Here is a 25,662-nt window from a genome sequence, read left to right on the forward strand (position 1 = left end):
GATCCCATGACGACCACACCGGTGTCCTACCCGGACGAGGTGGAGCGGCGCCGCGAGCAGCGGGCGTGGTACTTCTACGACTGGGCCAACTCCGCCTACGTCACGACGGTGCTGACGGTGCTGTTCAGCCCGTACCTCGCATCCGTCGCGGAGACCGCCGCCTGTGGCGCCGCCGGCACACCCGAGCGCCCGTGCACGGTGGACCTCCGCCTCCTCGGCATCCCGATTTCGCCCGGGTCGTTACCGCTGTACGTCATCACGGCCACCACGCTGTTGTCCGCCCTGGCGCTCCCGATCGTCGGTGCCATCACTGACCGGTCACACCACAAGAAGCGGATCCTCGGCGCCTTCGCCTGGCTCGGCGCGGGTGCAGCGGCGTCGATGGTGTTCGTCGCCGGTACGAACTGGCAGCTCGGCGTTCTCCTGCTCTTCGTCGGCAACCTCTGTCTCGCCTCGTCGATCGTCGTGTACGACGCGATCCTGTGCGACATCGCCACCCCCGACGAACGCGACCGGGTGTCCTCGCGCGGATGGGCGCTCGGCTACCTCGGGGGCGGTCTGCTCCTCGTGATCAACCTGGCCCTGGTACAAGGACACACGCTTCTCGGGCTCTCCACCACGTCGGCCGTCCGCCTCAGCTTGTTGTCGGCCGGGCTGTGGTGGGCGGGTTTCACCTTCGTACCCTTCCTCCGGTTGCGGGACCGGCCGCCGATCGCGGTCGTTCCCGAACCCGGTGGTGTCGCCCGGCAGAGCCTGGGGCAGCTCTTCACCACCCTGCGCGAGGCGCGGGCCTATCCCATGACGCTGCTGTTCCTCGTGGCGTACCTCTTCTTCAACGACGGCGTCCAGACCGTCATCTACGCGTCGTCCATCTACAGCGCCAGCCAGCTCGGCCTCGGGCAGAGCGTGCTCATCGCCACGATCCTGCTCGTGCAGTTCGTGGCATTCGGTGGGGCGCTGCTGTTCGGGCGCCTGGCCGCCCGCTGGGGCAGCCGTCGTTGCATCCTCGCGGCCCTGTGGGTGTGGGTCGGTGTCGTGGTCGCCGCGTACTTCCTGCCGGTGCGACAGGTCGCCCCCGTACTGGTTCTGGGCGTGTTCATCGGCATCGTGCTCGGCGGCACCCAGGCCCTGTCCCGCTCGCTCTACAGCCAGTTCGTCCCGAAGGGCAGGGAGGCGGAGTACTTCAGCCTGTACCAAGCCGCAGAACGCGGGACCAGCTGGTTCGGCACCCTGGTCTTCGGGCTCGTCCACCAGCTCACCCATTCGTACCGGCCGGCGATCATCGCGCTGGTGTTCTTCTTCGTCGTCGGTTTCGTCCTGCTGCTCCGGGTCGATCCACGGCGGGCGATCAGGGACGCCGGCAACGAACTCCCGAAGGTCATCTGAGGAGAACTCTGCGTGCCGATGTGGGCGTCTTGGGCTAGTCACGCTACGGTCATAGACGCTACTAGCAGTGAGGCACGGGAGACGCTGCGGTTCGCCGGAACAGGAGCGGGGAATCCTGGCCGGGGGCCCAGACGTTATGCCCACTGAGCCCGCAGAGCGATGGAATTGCCGTGCCCTGGCTGCGGCGCTCGGCCCGAACAACGATGGAGGGGGATGGAGAGCTTATGTCGGAGCGTGCACTACGAGGCTCCCGGCTCGGTGCGGCGAGCTATGAGGATGATCGGGAGATTGCCCCAGCGCCACGCCAGCTGGTCGCGTATGACTGCCCACATTCCCACCACTTCGAGTTGCCACTCGCCGCTGACGCCGAGGTCCCTCCGGTGTGGGAGTGCCCACGCTGCGGGGGCGAGGCCATCCGGGTCGACGGTGATCGACCCGAACCCAAGCACGTGAAGCCACCCCGGACGCACTGGGACATGCTGCTCGAACGCCGCAGCATCGACGAGCTCGAGGTTCTTCTGTCCGAGCGGCTCGAACTCCTACGCTCGGGCCAGATCGGGCCCGACCACCTGCACCGGGAAGAAGCCGACAAGTCCTCGAAGCCCAAGGCGCCGCGTCAACGCCGTCGCACCGCCTGACTTGATCCCCTGGTACGAGCCGCGTCGCCTCCGGGTGACGCGGCTCGGCCATGTCCGGCCACGCGTGGAGCTTGGCCCGTCGGTGTCAGCTCCGATCGTCGCGGTCGACGACCTCGCCCGGGATGGTCACTCCCCGGTCCCTCGGCCTCGGCTGCCCGGGTGGATTGTGCATTCCGGGCATCCCACCGAGATGGCCACCGCGTTGCACCTGACGGGCGAGCTGGCGACCCAGGAGCCAGGTGGCCGCTCGTCGGGCGAGTGGGCGGGTGGGCGGCATGATCAGGAAGAGGCCGGCGATGTCGGAGACGAACCCGGGAGTCACCATCAGGACACCGCCCACGAGCACCAGTCCGCCGTCGAGCAGCTCACGGTCGGGAAGCCGGCCGGCCGCCGTCGCGGCCGTCAAGGCCCGCCACACTCGCCGACCTTCCCTGCGGATCAGCCAGGAACCGAGCACGCTGACGGCGATCAGCAGCGCGATCGTCCACCAGGCGCCGATGACCTGGCCGACCTGGATGAGGATGTAGATCTCCAACAGCGGCACGGCGATGAACGCCGCGAGCAGCAGCAGGCGGAGTCGCATCAGATGCCCGCCTTCCGCTTGCCCGAGACCAGCTCTCGGACCTGACGCACGCGGTGCCGGACACCCCACACAGTGACCCGGCGGAACGACTCGACCAAGACATTGCGGTCCATCTTGCTCGTTCCGTACTCACGCTCGCTGAACACGATCGGCACCTCGCTCACCCGGAAGCCGGCCAGGTAGGCCCGCCAGGCCAGATCGATCTGGAAGCAGTAGCCCTGTGACGCGACCTTGTCGAGATCGATTCCCTGCAGCGTAGCTCGGCGGAAGACCCGGAATCCCGACGTCGCGTCGCGGAGCCGCAGTCCCAGCGCCATCCGTGCGTAGACGTTGCCGGACCGCGACAGCAGCTGGCGGCCTCGCGACCAGTTCTCGATCCGGCCGCCCGGCACCCACCGGGACCCGATCACCAGATCGGCCTCGTGCAGTGCCCGTAGCAGGTTCGGAAGCGCCTCGGGGTGATGGGAGCCGTCGGAGTCCATCTCACAGAGCACGTCGTAGCCGTGGTCGAGTCCCCAGCGAAAGCTCTCCAGGTAGGCGATGCCAAGGCCCTCCTTACGGGCACGGTGCAGCACCCGTAGGTGATCATCGGTCTCGGCGAGGCGGTCGGCGAGTTGACCGGTGCCGTCGGGCGAGGCGTCGTCGGCGATCAGCACTTCCACCTCGGGCGCGGCCGCGCGGAGGCGCTTCACCATCCGTTCGAGATTGTCGATCTCGTTGTAGGTCGGCAGGACGACCAGGATCCGACCGAGATCGGTGTACGGCTTGTCCCCCGCGTCGCTCATCGGCCCCCCTCGGCGTCGCCCTCTGAGCCGGCACCGCCGGCTGCCGTTTCCACCCGCCGCGTCCTGCGACTGCGGGCAACGGCGACCACCACGGCCCCAAGGCCGACGATAGCGGCCAGGCGCTCGGGTGCAGGGCCCAAGCGCGCAGCAAGGGTCGGGCTGGTCCGCAGCGGGACCCGCTCGACGTAGGTCTGCCGGGTCGCCTCCCGCGACTTCGCGACCACCGTGCCGTCGGGCGAGATCACCCCGCTGATGCCGCTCGGCGAGGCGACCAGAGTCGCTTTGCCGTATTCGATCGATCGCAGCCGGGTGATCGCGAACTGCTGCTGTGGCTGCCCCGTCCCGAGGTAGGTGGAGTTGTTGGTCTGGACGACCAGCAGCTGGGAGTCGGCCCGCGCGACCTCGCCCACGATTCCGTCGTACGCGATCTCGAAGCAGATCACCTCGGCGATGTCGTAGCCGGCGATCGTCATCAGACCTGGATCGCTGCCGGCGAAGGTGTCGCGGCCGACCATCTGGAGGCGGTCGATGTAGGGCAGGAGGAGCTGACGGAAGGGGATGTACTCCCCGAACGGCACCGGATGCTGCTTGACGTAGGTCTCCCCCGGGCCGGTGTCTGGATCCCACACCACGCCGGTCGTCCGTCGGTAGTCATCGCCCGGTCCATTGAGGATCGCGCCGACGAGGACCGGTACGCCCGCGGCCGCGACGGCCTGCTCCACGATCGCGCCGGTGGTCGGGTCGGCGAAGGGGTCGATGTCGGTGGAGTTCTCCGGCCACACGACAAACTCCGGCTTCGGTACCTTTCCGGCCGCCACGTCGCGCATGAGCTCTTCGGTGGCCGCGAGGTGATTTCGGGTGACCGTGCGAGCCCGGCCGAGGAACTCCATCCCACGCGCCGGCACATTGCCCTGAACGACCGCGACGGTGGCCGTGCCCTGGCCGGAAGTCGGAAGGGGTGCGAGAAGGCCGCCCAGCGCCAACGCCACCACAGCGAGGCCCGCTCCGGCCCGGGTGAGAACCCGGCTCGAGCGCGCCAGGACCGCCCAGGCCAGCAGGTTTCCGGCCAATGCCACGACGAACGACACGAAGGCGACGCCGCCGAGACTCGCATAGGCCGCCATCGGAGTGCTGTCCAGGGCGAACGCCAGACGTCCCCAGGGGAAGCCACCCAGGGGAATGGACCCCCGGGCCAGCTCGACCGCCACCCACAGGGCAGCAACCCACACGGGCCAGCCGCGCAGCCGGGTCACCAGGGCGATGCCGGCACCGAGCGCGGCGACGAAAACCGCCTCGATCAGGCTGAGAGCAACCCATCCGTCGAGGCCGATCACCCGGATCCACTGGAGCAGGACGGCGAAGAATCCCACACCGAACCCGAGACCCACCAGCGCGGCCGGCCGCAACCGGAGCCCCTTGCAGGCCAGCGTGAGTGCGCCCACGGCGAGGGGGGTGATCCACGCCCAGCCGAGCGGCGGGAACGCGACAGCGAGAGCGACACCGGATCCGGTGGCGAGCAGGAAGCGGAGCCAGGTCGGCACCACGGTGGCCGTGTCACTTTGTGGAGTGCTCGCGGCAGCGACCGGAGGTGCGGCGCCACCGCTCGCCGAAGGCTCGACGAGTCCGTCCTCGACCCTCAACGCCACCGTCCCTTTCGTGAGGTGTGCCCGCGGTCCGTACAACGCACGGGTGCACACGCTGGTGCCCGCTCTGGTGACGGTCCGCCGTGACTTCTACGGTCGTCTTGCCCGGGCTCGGCGTCCAATGATCGCACCAACCCGGGAAACCTCGATCAACTGAGGGCGGCGGTGGCGCCCACCTTGGCTCCACACACGCTCTGGTCAGACTCCGGAGCGGTGGAGGGTTCCAGGACGAAAAGTCCACAAAAGACGGAACGGCCCGCTCACCCTTCGGACCGACCCGCGACGCGTAGGCTGCGCGCCATGAGCCGTTGTCTACTGGGCAGCGGACCGTTCCGTGGCCACCCCACCGCACGAGACGGAGGCCCCGAGCATTCACGTGGTACGAGAACTGGCTACGGACTCCTCACGCGAGAGCCAAGGCGACGCCCCGAGCCGAGTTGACCTGCGGTGGACACCATGACGATGGCGAGACCCGCGCCTTGGTGTCAACTGGGGACTGACCTGCACAAATAGCGAATATGTGCAGGTCACGGCCATCTTCTGGCCACCCACACGATGCCGAGATTTTGTGCAATCGACGGCGTGTCGTGGTCCGGCGTGTCGAGGTGCGTACGCCCTTGTGGGTAAGGGCTCCGGGCTTGCTCAACCCTCCGGAAGGTCGACCTTGCGGAGCGTATCGCAGACCTTCCGATCATGGAACCGTCGGGATCACCACGGTCGCGCGGGCGGTGGTCGCGACCAGGGGTTCGTCGAGCAGCTGAGCAGCCGACTCGCTCCGCTCCGGTCGGCCCCGGGCGAGCACCTTCGCCTCCAGCGCGAGGTCGCGGCTACGGGTGCCGACGCGGGTGACGGTGGCCGTGACCTCCAGGACGTCACCAGCCCGGACCGGCGCGAGGAACTGCACGTCGGCGTACGACGCGAGCAGGCCCTCGTCGCCGTCAGTTCGAATGCACACCTCCGTGGCCACGTCGCCGAACAGGCCGAGGACATAGCCGCCCGCGACCAGGCTGCCGGCGTAGTGCGCATCGGCGTACGACACGTACCTGCGGTGCGAGACGGTGAGACCGAGGCGGTGGTCGTTCATGCGGTCCTTTCCCGCTGCTGGGTTCGGTCCTGGGTTCGGTGCTGCTGGGTTCGGTGCTGCTGGGTTCGGTGCTGCTGGGTTCGGTCCTGGGGCGCTGTGGCGGTCACGAGGGCGTGCACCAGGTAGCTCGCCACCTCGCCCGGTGTGGTCCCGCGGCCGAACACCCGGTCGACGCCGAGGTCGGCCGCCATCGACTCGTGGAAGCGGGGACCGCCGACGACGAGCAGCGGGCGTTCGATCTTTGCGTCGCAGGCCTCCCGAAGTGCGGCCGCGAGCTCCTGGGTGCCACGAATGTGGGCGTCCCGCTGCGTCACGACCTGTGAGACGAGAATCGCGTCGGCGTGTTCGGCGCGCGCCCGGGCGACGAGGTCCGGTACCGCGACCTGCGCGCCCAGGTTGATCACCTTGAGCTCGCGGTAGTACTCGAGGCCCTTTTCGCCCGCGAATCCCTTGATGCTGAGGATGGCGTCGATGCCGACGGTGTGCGCGTCCGTGCCGATGCAGGCCCCGACGACGACGAGCCGGCGGCGCAGCCCGCGCCGGATCGCGAGGTTGACCTCCTTGGGCGTGAGGAGTGGGTACTCACGCTCGATCACCTCGACCTGCGAGAGGTCGACGAGATGCCCGACCCGACCGTAGACGATGAAGAACGTGAAGGAAGGGCCGTCGCCTGCGCCGATGGCCTTCGCGTGGACGACCATGGCGGGGTCGAGGCCCATCTTCGCCGCCAGCTGCAGGGCCGCTCCCTCGGCCCGTCGGTCGTGCGGGATCGGCAGCGTGAACGACACCTGCACCATCCCGTCGCCGGTGGTGTCACCGTAGGGCCGGACGATCGTCCCGGCGCTGTGGTGGTTCATGACCTCACTGCCCCCGGTGAGGGGGCCCACTTCGTCCCGGATCACTGGTCCTCCTCGAGGATCTCCGCGGCCGGGTTGTAGTAGTCCGGCGCCTTCGCGGCCACCCCGTCGAGGCCCCTGCCACCGTCGGCCGGCCGGCGCATCAGGCCGAACGTGCCGTCGGCGATGGCGTCGAGCAGGCCGCCCGACCCGTGGGCACAGATCCGTTCGAGCAGGTCGATCGCCTCGGCGAGCACCTGCCGGGCCCGTTGCGCGAGGAACCCGTCGGGCGCCGGACGGAAGTCCTCGTGCAGGTTGCCGCACGCGTTGAGTACGTAGCGGACGTTCTGCAGCGCGAGATCGCGGTCGGACAGCCACGGCGTCACGACGGCCTCGGTCATCATGCCGACAAGGAGGATCTGCTGCCCGGTCAGCACACCGGCGAGGTTGAAGAACGCGTCCAGCAGATAGCCCCGGAACACGTCGCCGTTCATGTGCCGGGTCGGCGGCATCCACTTCAGCGGCGCCTTCGGGAACAGCTCCCTCGCCAGCAACGCATGCGCCAGCTCGAGCCGGAACGACTCGGGCCGCGCCGGATCGATCTCGAACGCATGACCCAACCCGAGTTGACCGTCGACGAGACCGGCCTCCTTCGCGAAGTACTCGTTCAGCAGCTGCGACACCGTGACGGTGTGCGCGTGCTCGACCGCGTCGGCATTCGTGAGGTAGTTGTCCTCGCCGGTGTTGATGACGATGCCCGCTCGCGCGTGGACCTGACGGCTGAAGCGCTGGTCGACGAAGGTCCGGATCGGGTTGATGTCGCGGAAGAGGATGCCGTACATCGAGTCGTTCAGCATCATGTCGAGGCGTTCGAGTCCCGCGAGGGTGGCGATCTCGGGCATGCAGAGGCCGCTCGCGTAGTTGGTCAGCCGGACGTATCGGCGCAGTTCCCTGCTCACCTCGTCGAGGGCCGTACGCATCAGCCGGAAGTTCTCCTGCGTGGCGTACGTTCCGGCGAAGCCTTCCCGGGTGGCCCCCTCGGGCACGTAGTCGAGCAACGACTGCCCGGTGGATCGGATCACCGCCACGATGTCGGCGCCCTCGCGGGCCGCCGCCTGGGCCTGCGGGATGTCCTCGTAGATGTCGCCGGTCGCGACGATGAGGTAGATCCACGGACGCTGGGGCGGGTCGCCGAGGCGGGTGATGAGCCGGTCGCGTTCCCTGCGGCGGGTGTCGATCTTCCGGACGCCGGCAGCGGTAGCCCGACGCGCGGAGCGCGCTGCCTTGCGTGCGGCCGCACCTTCGGGGATCCGGAAGCTCACGGAGCCGGCAGCGGCCTTCTGGGCGAGGCCCGGGAGATCGTCGGCGGCGCCGCGGGCCATTGCGTCCCACACCGGCAGGGCGGCGCCGTGCTCGAGGCCTACGTCGTTGCGTACGGCGTCGACGAGGCGGTTGACCCAGGGCGTCCCGTCGGGGTCGGCACCCTGCAGTCCCGCGAGGCGCAGCACCGCGCGTTCGACGGAGACGGTCGTGTGGGCCTTCGCCAGGGTGACGATCGGCCGCCCGGCCCGGCGGGCGAGTGTGCGCGCCTTGCGGACCGTCGCGGGATCGAGGTCGAGGTGGCGCCGGAACGCAGTCGTGCTCATCGGGAGTCCCTCCCGCGAGCTGCATGGGTGTCTTCACCGCGATGCGCTTGGGTGGCAGGGCCAGGGAGGTCGGCGGTGTCGTGGACGGTCCGGCCGGTGACGACGGTACGCAGGCAGCGAGGGGTGGGACCGCCTGGACCGAGGTCGGGAAGCCCGGGTCCCTCGACGTCCCAGACCGCGAAGGTGGCGGGCGCACCGGCCCGCAGCTCACCGCTCTCGGCCCGACCTGCGGCGTACCACCCACCACGGGTGTGGGCGGCGAACGCCTCGCCGACCGACAGGCGGGCGGCTTCGTTGTGGTGGGACGCGGCCGCACGCACACCGCCCCATGGGTCGAACGGCGTGACCGGCGAGTCGGATCCGAACGCCAGCGTCACGCCGGCCCGCCGGAAGGTCGACCACGGGTTGGTCGTCAGCGCCCGCGTGGGACCCAGGCGGGTGGCGTACATACCGCTCCTCCCACCCCACTCCGCGTCGAACGCCGGCTGGCCGCTCACCACGACGCCGTACGCCGCGAGCAGGCCGACCAGCGCGGGGTCGATCAGTTCCACGTGTTCGAGCCGGTGCCGCGATCGGATGAGTTCCTCCGTGCCGACGGCCTTCTCGGCCAACTGAAGCCCCTCGACGACCGCTGCGGTGGCGGCGTCACCGATGCAGTGGAACCCGCCCTGCAGGCCGGCACGCGTGCAGGCGACCAGATGGTCGGCAATGTCTTCGGCGTCGAGATAGCGGTGGCCCGCATGGCCCGCCTTGTCGTCGTACGCCGCATCCAGTGCGGCCGTGCGTGATCCGAACGCACCGTCGGCGCACAGGTCGCCCGCGGCACCCGCACAACCCAGGGCTCGCGCGCGTTCGACACCCCCGGCGGACTCGTGCTCGCCCCAGTACCGCACGACCTCCACGCCGGGACGCAACGTCGCCAGCTCCTCGATGAGCAGGAGATCGTCGGCCGCATTGACGTGCGGAGCCGCCATCTCGTGGACGCAGCCGATGCCGGCCGCCGCGGCAGCGGCGAGTGCGGCCTCGATCGCCTCGCGGCGTCGTGCCCTCGTGACAAGGGACTGGGCGGCGTCCCGGGCCCGGTGATGGGCGTCCCTCTCGACCCGGCCCGTTCCATCCCACCCGGCCGCGCGGGTCATCGCCGGATCCCGGGCGGCGAGCGCGCCGGAGACCAGTCCGGAGTGGACGTCGACCCGCGCGAGATAGACCGCACGCCCTGGGGCCGACCGGTCCAGCTCCTCCCCCGACGGTAGGCGCGGATCGGCCCACGACGTCTCGTCCCACCCGAAACCGAGGACGACCGGGCTGGAGTCCTTCCTGGCATGAGCCGACAGCGCGTCGAGCAGGTCGTTCCGTCCGGTCACGCAGGACAGGTCGAGCCCGTCCAGCCTGAGTCCGGTTTGCGACAGGTGGACGTGCGCGTCGACGAAGGCCGGTGTGACCAGCCGACCGGCCAGGTCGACGATCTCGTCGGCGCCGTCGAGATAGGGCGCGAGCCCAATGTCCGGGCCGGCGTAGACGATCCGGCCGTGCTCGACGCACAGCGCGGTCGCTCCCTTGACCGGGGACAGGACCGGGCCGCGGCGGAAGATGATTTTTCGCCCAGCAGCCTCGGGGTTCGTGGCAGTCATGCGCCCATCCTCGCCTCGAAGAGCGTCCGTACGCCGGATTCGGCACGGACCAGGCTGAGCGCATACTCCGCGTGGCCGGGCACGTAACCGTTGCCGATCAGCATGGTGACGTCCGCCGCCAGCCCTTCGGCGCCCAGGGCCGCGGCACTGAACGACGTCGCCATCGAGAAGAAGACCACGGTCCCACCGGCGGCCGTGGCGAGGATCGCACCGCCTTCGCACCCGGGGACGTCGACGCAGACGACCGTGACGTCGGCGGGCCCACCGGCCTTCGCGACGGCGTCGGACAGGGCCACCGGGTCGCGGGCGTCGGCGAGGACGACCGTGTCGGCGAGACCGGCATCTTCGAGGGCGTATGCCTCGGCATCGATCGGTACGACACCGATCGTGCGGGCCGCGCCGGCCCGCCGAGCCGCCGCGAGCGCCAGTGAGCCCGACTTGCCGGCCGCACCGATGACGCTCACCGTGGGCGAGGCGTAGCCCGCGACCACCCGCGCGGTGAGTGCGGGAGCGCCGCAGACGTCCATGACGGCAAGTGCCAACTGGGCCGGCAGGTCGTCAGGCAGCTTCGCCGCGATCGAACGCCCGAACAGGATCGCGTACCCCTCGCACGGCACCTGCTCGCTGCCGCCGTCCCACCGCGCGAGGTCGTCGGAGATGACCAGCGGTGTGAGGGTCAGTGAGACCAGCGTCGCGATCCTGTCACCGGGTCGGAGTCCCAGCGGGGAGTCCGATCCCACCTCCTCGACCGTGCCGACCAGCATTCCGCCGGAGCCGGTGACCGGGTTCTGCATCTTCCCGCGCTCCCGGACGATCTCCAGCACTGCACGACGCACGGCGTCGCCGTCTCCGCCGTGGGCCTCCCGGAGCTGGCGGAAGGAGGCCGCATCGAGATTGAGCCGGTCGACCCGCACGCGCACCTCGTCGGGCCAGAGCTCGGCCTGCGTGTCCAGGCGTGTGGCCGCCTGCGGGAGGACTCCGGACGGTTCAAGCACCCGGTGGAGCCCGACCGGGGATCCGGCGCGGCGGGAAGGTGTCAGCACGGGCACCGTGACCTCCCGGAGATCCTTTGGACTATGGTGGCAACCACAGAAAATCTTTCTGTAACGTGTAGATCTGACGGTACGACATTCATGATCTGGCGGTCCAGGTCGGAGGTGTTCCTGTGGCGGAGATACCCCAGGGTCAGCCGTACGACTACCGCTTCCGCCCTCTGTGCGAGCCCGACTGGCACCGTCTCCCCGGATGGCGGGACGTCGATGTCGCGGAGTGGGAGTCCGCCCAGTGGCAGCGGGCACACTGCGTCAAGAACCTCAAGCAGCTCCGCGCCGTCATGGGTGATCGCCTCGACGACGCGTTCTACGCCGACCTCGAGCGCGACCAAGCCGAGCGGGCCACGATGTCGATGCTGCTGCCGCCGCAGATGCTCAACACGATGGTCCCGGACGAAGTGCCCTCAACCGGGGCGTTCTACGCGGACCCGCTCCGGCGGTACATGCTGCCCGTCTTCTCCGACCGGCGTACCGACTGGCCGTCGCATCCCCGTGCGACGCGCGACTCGCTGCACGAGCACGAGATGTGGGTGGCCGAAGGGCTGACCCACCGCTACCCGACCAAGGTGCTGGCCGAGATCCTGCCGACCTGTCCGCAGTACTGCGGCCACTGCACCCGGATGGATCTCGTGGGCAACTCCACGGCACAGGTGGACAAGCTGAAGTTCGGCCTCAAGCCGCAGAACCGGCTCGACGCGATGCTCGACTACCTCCGGACACATCCGGGCGTCCGGGACGTCGTCGTCTCCGGCGGAGATGTCGCCAACATGCCCTGGCCCCGGCTGGAGGCGTTCGTCGCGGCGCTGCTCGAGATCGAGAACATCCGCGACATCCGGCTCGCCACCAAGGCGTTGATGGGGCTGCCCCAGCACTGGCTGCAGGACGACATCCGTGCGGGCATGGAGCGGCTGGCGGCGATCGCGAACGCGCGCGGGGTGATGATCGCGATCCACACCCACGTGAACGCCGCGCAGTCGGTGACCCCGCTGGTCGCCCGGGCGGCGAAGGCGATGCTCGCCACCGGCATCCGCGACGTCCGCAACCAGGGTGTGCTCATGCGTGGTGTCAACGACTCGCAGGAGCAGCTGCTCGACCTGTGCTTCGCACTGCTCGACGGTGCGACGATCACGCCGTACTACTTCTACATGTGCGACATGATCCCGTTCAGCGAGCACTGGCGGGTGTCGGTGCGCGAGGCGCAGGCGTTGCAGCACGGGATCCTCGGCTACCTGCCCGGATTCGCGACACCGCGGATCGTGTGCGACGTGCCGTACGTCGGCAAGCGGTGGGTCCACCAGGTCGCGGCGTACGACGAGAGGCTCGGGATCAGCTACTGGCGCAAGAACTATCGCACCGGCATCGAACACGCCGGCGACGACGCGCTCCAGCGGACCTATGAGTACTACGACCCGATCGACACCCTGCCGGCAGAGGGTCAGGCCTGGTGGCACGAGCACGCGGGCGACCATCTGGCCGCGGCGGAGCAGCGAGCCGCCGACTCACGCGCCGCTTCCACACGTCAACTCCTCCTTGACGCCCCCTGACATCCGCGCCACCCTGCCCCCGGCCGCGCAGCCGGGCCGAGGAGCCCGAGCTCAGGCCTGGCCGAGGAGGCGGGCGATCTCGGGGAACGCCTTGGCGTAGCCGCGGAGCAGATCACGGGCGACGGTGACCGAGTCCACGAGTGGATGCAGGGCGAACGCCTTCCACGCGGCATCTGGTGAGCCGGTCGTCGCGGCTTCGATGGTGAGCCGTTCGACCGCCTTGACCTGCTGGATGAGTCCACACTGGTGCATGTCGGGCGGGGATGCTGGCAGCGGATGTGCGCCGCTCGCGTCGACCCGCGCAGGAACTTCGATGACGGCATCATCGTCGAGACCGGCGAGCGTCGATCCGTTGCGTACGTCGAGGATCATGGTCGACGGCTCGTCCCGGGCGAGTGCGGCCATCACGGCGAGAGCCACGCCTTCGTAGCCGGAGGGCGGTCGGGTCTCAACGTCTCCTGGCGCGGGCGTCGGTGCTTCGCGGGTTCCGTGCTTGGCCTCGGCCATGTAGAGGGCTTCGCGTTCGGCGATCGTCCGCCGCCACAGGTCCAGTGCCCGATCCGGCTCTCGCCCCGCCTCGGTGTAGAACTCCGCCTGCTGCCGGGCGAGAAACTCCCCCCGCGTCGACGGCTGGTCCACGATCGACCGGATTGCTTCGCGGGTGAACGAGTAGTAGTAGAGGTACTCGTTCGGGATGGCACCAAGTGTGCGCAGCCAGTCCGGCCCGAAGAGGGCACCCTCCTCGAGCGCCGACAGTGCCCGTTCGTCGCCAAGCAGGTCCGGCAACCGGTCCCGGCCGTCGCCGTCGCGCAGCCCGCGCAGCCAGCCCAGGTGGTTGAGCCCCACGTAGTCGGCGTGGACGTTCGACGTGTCGAGCCCCAGAGAGGCAGCGCAGCGGTACACGAGGTTGCCGGGCGTGTCGCAGATCCCGACGACCCGCTCCCCCAGGACGGCCTGCATCGCCTCGGTGATCATGCCGGCCGGGTTGGTGAAGTTGATGACGTACGCCAGCGGTGCCACCGCCCGGACCCGCTCGGCGATGCGTACCGCCTCAGGAATCGTCCGCAGCCCGTAGGCGACGCCACCGGGACCGGTCGTCTCCTGGCCGAGCACACCGAGGTCCAGGGCGATGCGTTCGTCCCGGATTCGCCCGGCCAGGCCACCGACCCGGATCGCGGAGAAGACGAACGCCGCACCTTCGAGGGCGGGGTCGAGATCGGTGGTCAGCTTCACCCGCGGTGGGTCCGCGTGCGAGGCGCCGAGCCGGGCAAGGACCGCGCCGATGACGGACAGGCGCTGCGCGGAAGGGTCATAGAGCGCCACCTCGTCGACCCGGGGTGTGCCGGTGTCACGCAGCAGGGCACCGTAGACGAGCGGTACGCGGAATCCCCCGCCGCCGAGAATGGCCAACTTCACGATGCGTGTCCCTCCCGTCAGGTGCCGGTGCTTTCGCATCGTTCCACGAGGCACGAACCCCTCGACGGGCGGCGGCAGAGTCTGATTTCGTCCTACCGGAACGAGTTCGGACCTCCGGCGTCCGGCAACCACCCGGAGCTGACGGGCGCCGTCAAGTAGCGTCGACCGGAGCGGTGAGGGAGACCTCGCTGAAGGAGACCTCTGCGCAGAGGTGCCGGTGATGATCGACGATCCGCTCGTCGCCGGTGAGAGTGACCGGGACGACCAGCTCAGGCACCGAGCTCGACCGGCTGAGGCGGAGTTCGAGGTCCCCCGGCTCCACCACGCGCCGCAGGTCCCGCCCGGTGAACGCACTCAGGTCCGCATGGACCCCGAACACCACCCGCCGGGCACCCCCCGGCTCGAGCGGTACCCGGGCATAGCCCACCAGGCGTACGACCGGGCGGGTCACCTGCGCGACGGGATCGTGGAGGTACAGCTGGACGACATCCGTACCCTCGCGGTCTCCGGTGTTCTCGACGACGAGCGACACCGACACGCACCCGTCGGTTGGCATGCGTAGGCGCCCATCGGCGGCGACGCTCGCCTCGCCGACCCGCAGGTCGCTCCATCGGAACCGGGTGTAGGAGAGGCCGTGCCCGAACGGATAGAGCGGCGTGGGATCGAGGTTGCTCACCTTGGTCCGACGGCCGAGCTTCGGCGCGAGATAGGTCGTGGGCTGGCCGCCCTGCGTCCGTGGAACGCTCACCGGCAGGCGCCCGGACGGACACACCCGACCGGACAGGACGCCGGCGACGGCAGCCCCGCCTTCGGCACCGGGGAAGAACGCCTGGACGACGGCGGCGGCCCGGTCGGCGAAGGCACCGAGTGCGTACGGACGGCCGGCCAGGACCACGACGACCACCGGAGTCGCCGTGGCGAGCAGAGCCTCCAGCAGCTCCGCCTGGACGCCTGGCAGCCGGAGATCCTCGGCGTCGCAGCCTTCCCCTGAGGTGCCACGCCCGAACAGTCCTGCCCGGTCGCCGACGACCGCGACGCACACGTCGGCACGGCTGGCCACTTCCACCGCCGCGGCGATCCCACTCACGTCGGGGTCGGAGACAGTGCATCCGGCCATGTGATCCACCGTGGCCCGCGGCAGCTCCTTCCGGATCGCGTCGAGGACGGACGGGATCTCGACGCCCAGCGACAGGTCCGGGTGCTTGGACCCCACGTGCGAGGGGAACGAGTAGCAACCGACCATCGCCATCGGATCGGCCGCGAGTGGGCCGACCAGTGCGAGCCTCGGCTCGGGTGGGAGCGGCAACGTACCTGAGTTCGCGAGCAGCACCACCGACTCCTCGGCGAGGGTCCGCGCTGTCGCCCGCGCTTCGGGAGGATCGAGATCGATGTCGTCGGGGTTTGCCGGCGGGACGGGATCCCAGTCCGCGTCGAGCAGACCGAGTTCACACTTCTGCCGCAGGACGCGGGCCGCGGCGAGGTCGACGAGCTCCTCGCGGACCTCGCCGGAGCGGACCGCATCGAGCAGCGGCTCGCGGTAGCAGCGGACGGTCGGCAGCTCCACGTCCACACCCGCCGCGAGCGCAAGGCCCGCCGCCTCGGCCGGGGACCTCGCGACGCCGTGGAGGAGTTCCAGGAACGAGACACCGAAGTAGTCCGCCACGACAGTGCCGTCGAAACCCCATGTCGTGCGGAGCAAGTCGGTGAGCAGGCTCGCGTCGGCCGCCGACGGCACACCGTCGATCTCGGTGTAGGAGTGCATGACCGACCTGACTCCGCCGTCGCGTACGGCCATCTCGAACGGCACGAGCAGGTCGTCGGCCAACTCGCGGGGGCCGGCCGCGACGGGGCCGAAGTTGCGGCCGGCCTTCGATGCCGAGTAGCCGACGAAGTGCTTCAACGTCGCGATGATGCCGGTGGACTGCAGGCCCCGGACATAGGCGGTGCCGATGGTGCCGACGAGGTAGGGATCCTCGCCGATGGTCTCCTCCGTCCGACCCCAGCGCGGGTCCCGCGTCACGTCGAGAACGGGTGCGAGCCCCTGGTGCACTCCGACGCTGCGCATGGCTGCACCGATCTCGGTCGCCATCCTCTCGACCAAGGCAGGGTCGAAACTCGCTCCCCAGGCCAGAGCTGTCGGGTAGACGGTCGCGCCCCAGGTCATGAAGCCGGCGAGGCACTCCTCGTGGGCGACCGCCGGGATCCGGAACCGACCTGCCGCCATGATCTCGTGTTGCGTGGCGGCCAGCGACCGAGCGCCGATGGCGGGTGCGATGGGAGCGGTGCCGAACGGGCGCGTGAGCTGGCCGAGGCCGGCGGCGATCAACTCCCGTAGGTCGAGGTCCGGATCGGCGAGGTCGTGCTGGTGGGGAGCTACCCCGCCGCCCGAAGCGTCGGCACCGACCCAGACTCCGTAGAGCTGGGCGACCTTCTCCTCGAGTGTCATCCGGGCCAGCAGGTCAGCCACCCGCGCAGGTACCGGCCGGGCAGGATCCTGCCACGTCGGCACGTCCGTACCGGGTGGCCGGCCGTCGCGGCCGGCGACGTCCTGGGCTGGCGGGTCGTCGATCGGCATCGGTCTTCGTCCTCCGTCGTGTCGACCACGTGCAGGTGTCGGCCTTGCTCCAGTGGTGGCTCGCGGCTCTCACCGCACTCCACCGCAACGATCGACGATATTGCAGGCATCCTTCCGGAAGGCTCGCACTCGTGTCGAGTGGCCACCACCTGGCCGTCAGCGGGAGGTGCTGGTGTCACCACTCACACCAGCACCTCCCGCCTGGGCCGAGAGCAGGTTGTCGAGCCCGAAAATTTCGTTCTCAGGCTCGTCACTGTCCGGCAGCGGCCGTCGCTACCGTCCGGCTCGCGCGAGGTCATCCTGGACGGCGTAGTACGCCGGCTTGGGCTGGAAGTCCTCGGCCAGGAGGTTCGCCGCGCCCTGGCCGGTGAAAGTGCCCGGAACCCAGGAGTACTTGTCGGTGAATCCCCAGACGGTGAACGACCTGCAACGCTTGGCCATCAGGCAGCCCTGGACCAACGTGCTGTAGCCACGTGCCTGCGCGGCCAGCTTGTCCTCATCGGGCGGCATGATCATCCGGACATCTGCCTCGGTGACCGCCGTCTCCAGGCCGAGTGCCTCGAAGCGCTTCATGTTGTCGGCCACCGCACTCGCGGGCCAGAAGCCGAACTGCACACCGAGGTGGCCCTGGATTCCGAAGCCGTGCACCGGCACGTCATCGGCGAGTAGCTGCTTGACCAGGGCGTAGTACGCATCGGCCTTGGCGTTCGGACCCTCGACGTTGTAGTCGTTCAGGTAGAGGGCGGCGTCCGGGTCGGCCTTGCGAGCCCACCGGAACGCGTCCGCGATGTAGCTCGGACCCAGGTTCTGCAGCCAGATCGTGTTGCGCAGGTTGCCGCTGTCGTCGATGACCTCGTTGGCGACATCCCACTGGTGGATCTTGCCCTTGAAGTGGCGCATCACCGTGAAGATGTGGTTCTTCAGGAGCTGCCGAAGCTCGTCCGGTGTGATCTCACCGGAGGCGACTCCGTTGGTAAGCCAGGTGGGCAGCTGGTTGTGCCAGATGAGCGTGTGCCCGCGCACCTTCTGGCCGTTCTCGTTGGCTACGCGCACGAGCTGATCGGCCGGACCCCAGTTGTAGACCCCTCGTTGCGGCTCGAGGAGCTGCCACTTCATGACGTTCTCGGCCGTGACGCTCGAGAACTCCTGGCCGATGAGCTCACGGTAGGTCGTGTCGTTGTTGTACGCGTCCATGTTGACCGCGGTACCGAACGCGATCCCGGCTTTGGCTGCCAGGACGCGCAACGGCTGATCCGTCGACGTGTTCTCGCTGGTTGGTTCATCCTCAGCCGACGCGGTCGACGTGCCGATCGTGATGAGGACCGCTGCGGCGACAATGCCCGCTACAGCTGTTCGGGTCACCTTCATCAGGAGATCTCCCGTCACAGTGATGTATTTCCGGAAAGCTTCCGTAAGATGCCGTGAACGGTAAAGACGCCCAGAAGTAACGTCAAGCCTGTGGATCAGGCAGGATGACGGCAGCTGCCGAGGGAACGTCTAGTCGGGGCGGTCCCGCAAACTTTCAGTCGTCTCCCGTCCGCAGTCCCGATCGCCGACCTCCGAACGAAGGAGAAGCTCGTGGCCGCTGACACCGGATCCCGCGTCACCATCACCGCGATCGCCCGCGAGGCCGGTGTCTCGGTGCCCACCGTTTCCCGAGTCGTCAACGGACGTTCTGACGTGTCCCCACAGACACGCGAACGAGTCGAGGAACTCCTCCGCCGGCGCGGGTACCGCCGCCGCCAACCCCGACCGCGCGATCACGCGAGCCTGATCGACCTGGTCTTCGACGACCTCGACAGCCCGTGGGCCGTCGAGATCATCCGCGGCATCGAGGATGTCGCGCACACGTCACACATCGGGACCGTGATCTCGGCGATCCACGGCAAGGCCGCATCGGCGCGTCAGTGGATGCAGAACGTCCGGACCCGGGCCACCGACGGCGTGATCCTCGTCGGTTCCGGCCTGGAGGCGCCGCTGCAGGCGGAGCTGGACCGGCTCGACGTCCCGACCGTCATGGTCGACACGGCGGGGGTACCGCCTCTGGAGGTACCGACCATCGGTGCCACCAACTGGGCGGGCGGGCTCGCCGCCACCGAGCACCTCCTCGCGCTCGGTCACGAACGGATCGGCTTCATCGCCGGACCGCCCCGGCTGCGGTGCAGCCGCGCACGGTTGGACGGTTACCGCGCCGGACTCGCTGCGGCCGAGCTTTCGGCGGATGACGAGTTGGTCTGGCAGGGCGACTTCTATCCACAGTCCGGCTTCGAGGCCGGCAACGCTCTACTTGATCACAAGGCGCGGCCGTCGGCCATCTTCGCCTCCAACGACCAGATGGCCTTCGGGCTCTACGAAGCGATCCGGCAACGCGGCCTCCGGGTTCCCGACGACATCAGTGTCGTCGGCTTCGACGACCTGCCCGAGGCCCGCTGGTCCTCGCCACCGCTGACGACCGTACGCCAGCCGCTGTCCGAGATGGGCACCCTCGCGGCACGCACCGTCCTCCGTCTTGCGAGGGGTGAGCAGATAGAGAACCCGCGGATCGAGCTCGCGACGGATCTGGTCATCCGCAACAGCACCGCGCAGCCGGCGGCTGCCTGAGCCCCTGACAAACCGGTTGCCTGCCCTGACGGCGGTCTGCTTCACTCCCGGCAAGAGTTGACTCTCCAAGGAGCGTGAAATGCGTCGTTCGTCTGTGTCCATCCAGAAGGGTTCTGTCACCTATCTCGAGGACATGACGCGTCGTGAGCACGTTGAACTTGGGGATCCTGGCGCATGTTGACGCCGGTAAGACCAGCCTGACAGAGCGGTTGCTCTTCGCCGCCGGTGTCATCGACGAGGTCGGTCGAGTCGACGACGGCAGTACGCAAACCGACTCCCTTGCACTGGAACGCCAGCGCGGCATCACCATCAAGTCCGCGGTGGTGTCGTTCGTTCTCGACGATGTCACGGTCAACCTGATCGACACGCCCGGACACCCGGACTTCATCGCCGAGGTGGAACGGGTCCTGTGCGCGCTCGACGGCGCCGTGCTGGTGATCTCTGCCGTCGAGGGGGTGCAGGCGCAGACCCGCGTGTTGATGCGGACTCTTCAGCGGCTGCGGATCCCGACCCTCATCTTCGTCAACAAGATCGACCGCGACGGCGCCAGGTACGAAGGGGTGCTGAAGGACATCGCGGCAAAGCTCACGCCGTCGATCATCGCGATGGGTTCGGCCGACGACCTCGGCACACGTTCCGGCCGTTTCACGGCGTACGGGTCGACGGATCCGGTCTTCACCGCGGGGTTGGTCGAGCTGCTCGCCGACCACGACGACGCCTTCCTGGCCGCCTACGTGGCCGACGAGTCGGCCGTGTCGTACTCCCACCTTCGTCGGGAGCTTGCGGCGCAGACGAGCCGATGCGTGGTGCATCCGGTCTACTTCGGCTCGGCGATCACCGGTGCCGGTATGGACCCGCTGATCTCGGGCCTGACCGAGTTGCTGCCCGCGTCCGACGGTGGGGCTGACGGCCCTGCTTCCGGCACGGTGTTCAAGGTCGAACGCGGTCCCGCCGGGGAGAAGATCGCCTACGTACGCATGTTCGCAGGAACGCTGCGTACCCGCGATCGCCTGCACTTCGGCGATGATCGCAAGGGAAAGGTCACCCGAATCAGCGTTTTCGAGCACGGCGCGGCCACCTCGCGGAGTTCGGTGGCCGCCGGGCAGATCGCCAAGCTCTGGGGCCTTGCCGAGGTCCGGATCGGTGACGACGTCGGCTCCTCGTCCGCAGCCTCGGACCCGACCTCGAAAGCCACCTCGGAACCGACCCCGGAGGCGACCGAGACCGCCGTCGGCCGTCGTTCCGCGAACGGCGGGGGCTACTTCTCGCCGCCCACGCTGGAATCGGTGGTGTCGGCATCCCGACCTGCTGACAAGGGCGTCTTGCATGCCGCACTCACCGAACTGGCCGAGCAGGATCCGTTGATCAACCTGCGACAGGACGACATCCGCCAGGAGATCCATGTCTCGCTCTACGGCGAGGTGCAGAAGGAGGTCATCCAGGCCACACTGGCGGGTGACTACGGTGTCGACGTCACCTTCCGTGAGACCACCACGATCTGCATCGAACGCCCCGTCGGCACCGGCGCCGCCGCTGAGTTCATGGGCCAGGAGACCAACCCGTTCCGCGCCACGGTCGGGTTGCGGGTCGAGCCGGCGCCGGTCGGGACCGGCGTGGAGTTCCGGCTGGGGATCGAGCTCGGTTCCCTGCCGTTCTCCTTCCTGCGCGCGGTCGAGGAGACCGTGCGCGAGACGCTGCTGCAAGGAATCCACGGTTGGCAGGTCACGGACTGCACGGTCACCATCACGCACTCCGGCTACACGCCACCGCCGCCGTACGGCTGGAGCAAGGCGTCGAGTTCTGCCGGCGACTTCCGCCGGCTGACCCCACTGGTTCTGATGAGCGCGCTGCAGCAGGCTGGAACGCAGGTGTTCGAACCGATGCACCACTTTCGCCTCGAGTTTCCCGCCGACGCGCTCGGATCGATCCTGCCCAACCTCGCGAGGATGCGTGCCGCGCCGCACTCGCCCTCGACGCGGGGCTCCGCATCAGTGCTGGAGGGTGAGATCCCGGCGGCCCAGGTACATGAGCTGCAGCAGCGGCTGCCAGCTCTCACCCGTGGTGAGGGTGTCCTCGAGTGCGCCTTCGACCGGTACGAACCCGTCCGCGGGCCTGTGCCGGCCCGCCCTCGGACCGACCACAATCCGCTCAACCGCAAGGAGTACCTGCAGAACATCGGGCGATGAGCGAGGACACCAACGGCGGGCCGTCAGTGGAGCACAGAGTCCAGGGCTGAGAGGTGTTCGCCAGCGGGCGAGCGGCATGATGAAGGGCATGACGGAGGCGTTTGCGGTGCCCATCACCGTCCGAGGGTACGAGCTGGACACGCAGGGACATCTGAACCAGGCCGAGTATCTCCACTACGCCGAGCACGCCCGCTGGGAGTTCCTGCGTTCGATGGGGATTCAGCAGGACAAGCTGCTGGCAACCGGAGTCGGTCCGGTCACGATGGAGACCACGATCCGCTTCCTGCGCGAGTTGCGTGGTGGAGACCTGGTGGACGTGACGTGTGCGTTCGAGTGGGGAGCGGGAAAGTCGTTCCGGCTCGTTCAGCGGTTCGTCCTGAGCGATGGCACGCTGGCGGCCGAGCTGACGGCGGTGTGCGGCCTGCTCGACCTGGCGGAGCGGCGGTTGGTCCCCGATCCGAGGGCGCGGTTGAGCGCGCTGGCCGACAACCCGGACCCGCTCGACGGCTGACCGGTCCCGCATCGCCAGCCGTTACCGACTGAGGCGGCCAGCACCGCCGGGAGCGTCGAAGGGTGTCGTGGTCCGCAGACCACGACACCCTCAGATCGCTGCGAGCCCCACCCTCACCGGGCGGCGGCCGCGTTGTAGAGCGCCTGCGCCTCGCTACCGAAGTAGGGCCCGAACATCACGTCCGGCAGGAAGACGTAGCCGAAACTGTTGACGGAGTTCTGTACCCCGGCACCGGATGCCTCGTCGAACTGCAGGAACCACGGTCCTCCGCTCGAGCCCCCGGTCATGTCGCAGTTGAGACCGTGGTCGGTACTGAAGAGCGGGTCGTCGAACGTCGTGCCGCTGCAGTAGATGAGGCTCTCGCCGTCGTACGGATCGGCGGCCGGGTAGCCGAAGCTGTACATCGTCTGGCCGCGGTCCTGGTTGAACGCGATGCCCTGGCCGCCCACGGCATCGGTGAGACGTCGACCGTTCAACGGGTCGACGACAGCGGCACCCACGTCATAGCTCAGGTCCTCACTCGCCTCCCACTGCGATGTGGTCAGCGTCGTGTTGGCCGTCCACGTCCCGTGCGGGCGGTCGCCGTCGTCGTAGCCGGGTACGAAGACCCAGGAGGTGTGCCAGGTCCCTTCGTACTTCACGCAGTGGCCGGCAGTGATGACAACGCTCCTGTTCCCGCTCGTGACTGCGTCGCCGGAGCACGAGGCGTCAGCGCCGTTGAAGTTGAAGAACACCCGGCCCGCGGTCTTGGTGACAGCGCCGCCCCCCGACCACGCGCCACCGGTCTCCGGAAGCGCCAACGGGATCAGGTCGGACACTGCTTGCCTGGTGGGCTGGATGAGTGCGGGCAACCCGCGCTTGACAGTGCTCGCCGGTGACGCGAGCGCCGTGGTGCGGTCGAGCAGTCGGTGCATGGGTGTCGCCGAGCGCATCCGCTGTTCGCTCCAGGACGCCTGGGCGTCCTGCCGCGCCGAGGCGTCGACCCGGTGGACCGCCACCTGGTCGGAGTCCGTCGCCTGGAACTGCTGCGAGGCGACGCCTGAGGCGGCTGCCGCTGGCACCAACAGGCCCACGCCGACGAGCGCCGCCGCGAGCAGGCTGGTGAGACTGAGGACGATCGTTGATCGAGATCGACGAAGTCGCATGATGGGCCTCGCTTCTGGCATGAACCGTCGGGATCTTCGGGTGCCCCGTGCCAAACGAAAGTATCTGCCCCAGATGTCAGGGACGTGACGATTGCCAGGGTTAGGGCAAAAGTTACGACTCCGGCGAGAACGGGTGCCAGGCCTTGGCACGTTGTGCGACCAGTGCCGGGGCGACCGAGAGGTCAGGACTCCCGCACGACGTCCCGGGGATCCCGGTCGTCGCGGAGCCCACGCCAGGAGGGATGCCAGAGCCGGCCGTCGCGGGTCCACTGTGCGAACGCCACCTCGCCGACCAGCACCGGCTCGACCCACCGCGCGTCCCTGGCATCGGCGGCCGGCACGGACTCGTCGAACGGTGAAGCGTCGCGCGCCAGCGGGGCAAGGCGTTCCGTGAGCGCCTTCAGGCGTGCCTGCGTGAACCCGGTACCCACCCTGCCGGCATAGACCAGGCGGTCGCCCTCGTAGACCCCGCACAGCAGGGACCCGAAGGTGCCGGCCCGAGAGCCCGCTCCGATCCGCCAGCCGCCGATCACGACGTCCTGGGTGCGTACGTGCTTGATCTTGATCCACGCGGGGCTGCGACGTCCCGGTTCGTACGCCCAGTCCAGGCGTTTCGCGACGATCCCCTCCAACTGCTGCCGGTGACTCGTCTCCAGTGCTGCCGCACCCATCCCCTCGAACGCCGGCGGCACCTGCCAGGCAGGTGCGGGAAGGGCGAGGTCGCGCAGGAGTGCCCTGCGCACGTGGTACGGCTCGCCGACGAGCGAACGCCCTCGGAGGTAGAGCAGGTCGAAGACGAGGTAGCAGACCGGCGCGGTCCCGGCCTGTCTCGTCGGGCCGGCCTGTCGTGACCGCCCGCGCGGCGGGCCGTGCATGCGCGACTGCAGTCGTTCGAAGCTCGGCCTGCCCTGGTCGTCGAACGCGACGACCTCACCGTCGACGACCAGGCCCTCCGCGCCCGCTACCTCGTCCATGGTGGCCCCGGAGAGTTCGGGGTAGGTGGAGGTGAAGTCGCGCCCCGAGCGCCCGAGCAGGACCACCTGGTCACGGGCGGCGTAGGCAACCGTGCGTACGCCGTCCCATTTCATCTCGAACGCCCAACGCTCCTGGTCGGCCGGCGGTGGCATCGTGCCCGGTGTGGCCAGCATGGGGGCGATGTAGGGCAACCCCAGCACCTCGGCGGCAGTCACTGAGGTCACCGCCGGTCGTAGACCCAGATGGCCGTCCGCGCACCGAGCAGCCTGAGGTCGTACCGGTCGCGGAACCGCAGCGCGGACGGCACGCTCGCCTTCGGGATGTCCGGCGCCAGCAGGACGATCCGCCCGCCGGCACGGGTGACCCGGGCCATCTCGGTGAGGACGTCGCGCAGCCATGCCCGTGGCTCGCCCTGCACGGTGTACTGCCGCCCGAACGGAAGGTTCGACACGCACCCGTCGACCGACGTGTCGTCGAGGTCCAGCTCCCGGGCGTCTCCGTCAGCCACGACCACCGCCCGCCCGTCGCGGTCGTCACGGACGTTGCGGCGGGTGGCCGAGGCGGCGCTGGGGTCGATGTCGCGGCCCTGCACGCTCCATCCGGCCGCCTTCGCCTCGGCGAGGATCGTGCCGGAGCCACAGCACGGGTCGAGCAACGTGCCCTGTCCGGCGGTTTCCGGTGGCGTGCCGGCGAGCCCGACCATCGCCGCGGCGACCGTGGGACGCAGGGCACCCGTCCGCTCGGTGGCCCGTCCGCCGTGCTGGCGAAGCTGGGCGGTCGTGAGGCGTACACCGGCGACGAAGCGTCCGCGGGTGTACTCCACGGTCCACAGCTCCACCTGGGCCGGATCGGCGGTGCGCCATCGGGGTTCGGCCGCGGCCACTGCATCGCTGAGTGCACGGCGCAGCTGGGTGCGCTGCCACGTGCGCTCCTCGAGGACACGGACCACGACCCGATAGGTCAGCGGGCCGCGTTTGCCCTTCCCCCGCGTCGAACGTGCCTCCCCCTGGCTACGCCAGAGCTGGACACCGTTGTCGAGCCGGGATGTATGAAGTAGCCGCCGCGCGATCCAGGGCGGTCGATCCCCCTCCGAACGCAACGTCCGCCCGAACTCGGCGAACACGTCCTCCACGCTCGCGAGGCGAAGCAGGCGCCGTTCGGCGCCGGAGGCGACCTCGCAGAGCAGGACATCGGAGCGCCCGTCGTTGCCGACGTCGGTGACGCGTACGCCGGTCAGCCCGGCGAGTTCGCGCCTGACGAGTGGCGCGAGGCCGGGAACCGCGAGTACGAACATCCGCCGCGTCGAGTCGGCCGTCCTGCGGGGAACCCGGCCCGCCCGCTCGGCCCGGTTGGCTGGGGGTGCCGGTCGATGCGCCATAGCGTCGCCAGCCTAGAGGACTTCCGTGCACCGGCCGCGCGGGCGTG

At 69.1% G+C, this 25,662-nt stretch carries 20 protein-coding genes; 6 read left to right on the top strand and 14 right to left on the bottom strand.

The window, feature by feature from the left end:
- The first annotated feature begins 6 nt into the window (after positions 1-6).
- Complete coding sequence (locus ABN034_RS15515; protein WP_349691713.1) at positions 7-1,386, top strand: MFS transporter; 1,380 nt, start codon at positions 7-9, stop codon at positions 1,384-1,386.
- A gap of 224 nt (positions 1,387-1,610) precedes the next feature.
- Complete coding sequence (locus ABN034_RS15520; protein WP_349328580.1) at positions 1,611-2,024, top strand: RNA polymerase-binding protein RbpA; 414 nt, start codon at positions 1,611-1,613, stop codon at positions 2,022-2,024.
- 85 nt (positions 2,025-2,109) lie between these two features.
- Here ABN034_RS15520 and ABN034_RS15525 read toward each other — a convergent pair whose 3' ends face one another.
- The 8 genes from ABN034_RS15525 to kdd form a co-directional block, all read right to left on the bottom strand.
- The gene (locus ABN034_RS15525; protein ID WP_349691714.1) at positions 2,110-2,607 is read right to left on the bottom strand and encodes an FxsA family protein; all 498 of its coding nucleotides are present in this window, start codon (positions 2,605-2,607) and stop codon (positions 2,110-2,112) included.
- Positions 2,607-3,392 (bottom strand): polyprenol monophosphomannose synthase, encoded by a 786-nt coding sequence (locus ABN034_RS15530; RefSeq protein ID WP_349691715.1) that lies wholly within the window; start codon positions 3,390-3,392, stop codon positions 2,607-2,609. The genes ABN034_RS15525 and ABN034_RS15530 overlap by 1 nt, the downstream gene beginning before the upstream one ends.
- On the bottom strand, positions 3,389-5,038 hold the full coding sequence (lnt, locus tag ABN034_RS15535) for an apolipoprotein N-acyltransferase (protein ID WP_349691716.1): 1,650 nt from the start codon (positions 5,036-5,038) through the stop codon (positions 3,389-3,391). The genes ABN034_RS15530 and lnt overlap by 4 nt, the downstream gene beginning before the upstream one ends.
- Positions 5,039-5,726: 688 nt before the next feature.
- Positions 5,727-6,119: a 3-aminobutyryl-CoA ammonia lyase gene (gene kal / locus ABN034_RS15540; RefSeq protein WP_349691717.1), complete on the bottom strand. Its 393-nt coding sequence runs from the start codon at positions 6,117-6,119 to the stop codon at positions 5,727-5,729.
- A complete protein-coding gene (gene kamE / locus ABN034_RS15545; protein ID WP_349691718.1) occupies positions 6,116-7,021 on the bottom strand; it encodes a lysine 5,6-aminomutase subunit beta in 906 nt (301 codons plus the stop codon). The genes kal and kamE overlap by 4 nt, the downstream gene beginning before the upstream one ends.
- A complete protein-coding gene (gene kamD, locus ABN034_RS15550) occupies positions 7,018-8,601 on the bottom strand; it encodes a lysine 5,6-aminomutase subunit alpha (RefSeq protein ID WP_349691719.1) in 1,584 nt (527 codons plus the stop codon). Before kamD ends, kamE begins: the two co-directional genes overlap by 4 nt.
- Entirely contained in the window at positions 8,598-10,232 is a 1,635-nt protein-coding gene (locus ABN034_RS15555; RefSeq protein WP_349691720.1) for an amidohydrolase, read from the bottom strand. Before ABN034_RS15555 ends, kamD begins: the two co-directional genes overlap by 4 nt.
- Positions 10,229-11,281 (bottom strand): L-erythro-3,5-diaminohexanoate dehydrogenase, encoded by a 1,053-nt coding sequence (kdd, locus tag ABN034_RS15560; protein WP_349691721.1) that lies wholly within the window; start codon positions 11,279-11,281, stop codon positions 10,229-10,231. Before kdd ends, ABN034_RS15555 begins: the two co-directional genes overlap by 4 nt.
- A gap of 116 nt (positions 11,282-11,397) precedes the next feature.
- On the opposite strand from kdd, the gene ABN034_RS15565 reads away from it, so the two are divergent.
- Positions 11,398-12,828 carry a KamA family radical SAM protein gene (locus tag ABN034_RS15565; RefSeq protein WP_349691722.1) on the top strand — a complete coding sequence of 477 codons (1,431 nt, stop codon included), beginning with the start codon at positions 11,398-11,400 and terminating at the stop codon, positions 12,826-12,828.
- Between the two features lie 51 nt (positions 12,829-12,879).
- Here the strand turns inward: ABN034_RS15565 and ABN034_RS15570 are convergent, their stop codons facing one another.
- The 3 genes from ABN034_RS15570 to ABN034_RS15580 all read right to left on the bottom strand — a co-directional run bounded on the left by ABN034_RS15570 (position 12,880) and on the right by ABN034_RS15580 (position 18,187).
- Positions 12,880-14,244 (bottom strand): 6-phospho-beta-glucosidase, encoded by a 1,365-nt coding sequence (locus ABN034_RS15570; RefSeq protein ID WP_349691723.1) that lies wholly within the window; start codon positions 14,242-14,244, stop codon positions 12,880-12,882.
- A gap of 151 nt (positions 14,245-14,395) precedes the next feature.
- Positions 14,396-16,819, bottom strand: a complete 2,424-nt coding sequence (locus ABN034_RS15575; protein ID WP_349691724.1) for a beta-xylosidase/alpha-l-arabinosidase — start codon at positions 16,817-16,819, stop codon at positions 14,396-14,398.
- A 273-nt stretch (positions 16,820-17,092) separates the two neighbouring features.
- Complete coding sequence (locus ABN034_RS15580) at positions 17,093-18,187, bottom strand: endo-1,4-beta-xylanase (RefSeq protein ID WP_349691725.1); 1,095 nt, start codon at positions 18,185-18,187, stop codon at positions 17,093-17,095.
- A gap of 210 nt (positions 18,188-18,397) precedes the next feature.
- Between ABN034_RS15580 and ABN034_RS15585 the strand changes: the two genes are divergently transcribed.
- The 3 genes from ABN034_RS15585 to ABN034_RS15595 all read left to right on the top strand — a co-directional run bounded on the left by ABN034_RS15585 (position 18,398) and on the right by ABN034_RS15595 (position 22,117).
- Complete coding sequence (locus ABN034_RS15585; RefSeq protein ID WP_349328564.1) at positions 18,398-19,420, top strand: LacI family DNA-binding transcriptional regulator; 1,023 nt, start codon at positions 18,398-18,400, stop codon at positions 19,418-19,420.
- Positions 19,421-19,563: 143 nt separating this feature from the next.
- On the top strand, positions 19,564-21,606 hold the full coding sequence (locus tag ABN034_RS15590; RefSeq protein ID WP_349691726.1) for a GTP-binding protein: 2,043 nt from the start codon (positions 19,564-19,566) through the stop codon (positions 21,604-21,606).
- A gap of 88 nt (positions 21,607-21,694) precedes the next feature.
- The gene (locus ABN034_RS15595) at positions 21,695-22,117 is read left to right on the top strand and encodes an acyl-CoA thioesterase (RefSeq protein WP_349691727.1); all 423 of its coding nucleotides are present in this window, start codon (positions 21,695-21,697) and stop codon (positions 22,115-22,117) included.
- A gap of 113 nt (positions 22,118-22,230) precedes the next feature.
- On the opposite strand, the gene ABN034_RS15600 is transcribed toward ABN034_RS15595, so the two are convergent.
- From ABN034_RS15600 to ABN034_RS15610, 3 genes are all read right to left on the bottom strand, one after another.
- Positions 22,231-23,262, bottom strand: coding sequence for a trypsin-like serine peptidase (locus ABN034_RS15600; protein WP_349691728.1), 1,032 nt, complete (start codon positions 23,260-23,262; stop codon positions 22,231-22,233).
- A 182-nt stretch (positions 23,263-23,444) separates the two neighbouring features.
- Positions 23,445-24,452, bottom strand: a complete 1,008-nt coding sequence (gene ligD, locus ABN034_RS15605; RefSeq protein ID WP_349691729.1) for a non-homologous end-joining DNA ligase — start codon at positions 24,450-24,452, stop codon at positions 23,445-23,447.
- Between the two features lie 5 nt (positions 24,453-24,457).
- Positions 24,458-25,615, bottom strand: coding sequence for a TRM11 family SAM-dependent methyltransferase (locus ABN034_RS15610; RefSeq protein WP_349691730.1), 1,158 nt, complete (start codon positions 25,613-25,615; stop codon positions 24,458-24,460).
- Between the last annotated feature and the right edge of the window lie 47 nt (positions 25,616-25,662).

This window comes from Actinopolymorpha sp. B11F2 (assembly GCF_040195635.1).
Classification (GTDB): Bacteria; Actinomycetota; Actinomycetes; order Propionibacteriales; family Actinopolymorphaceae; genus Thermasporomyces.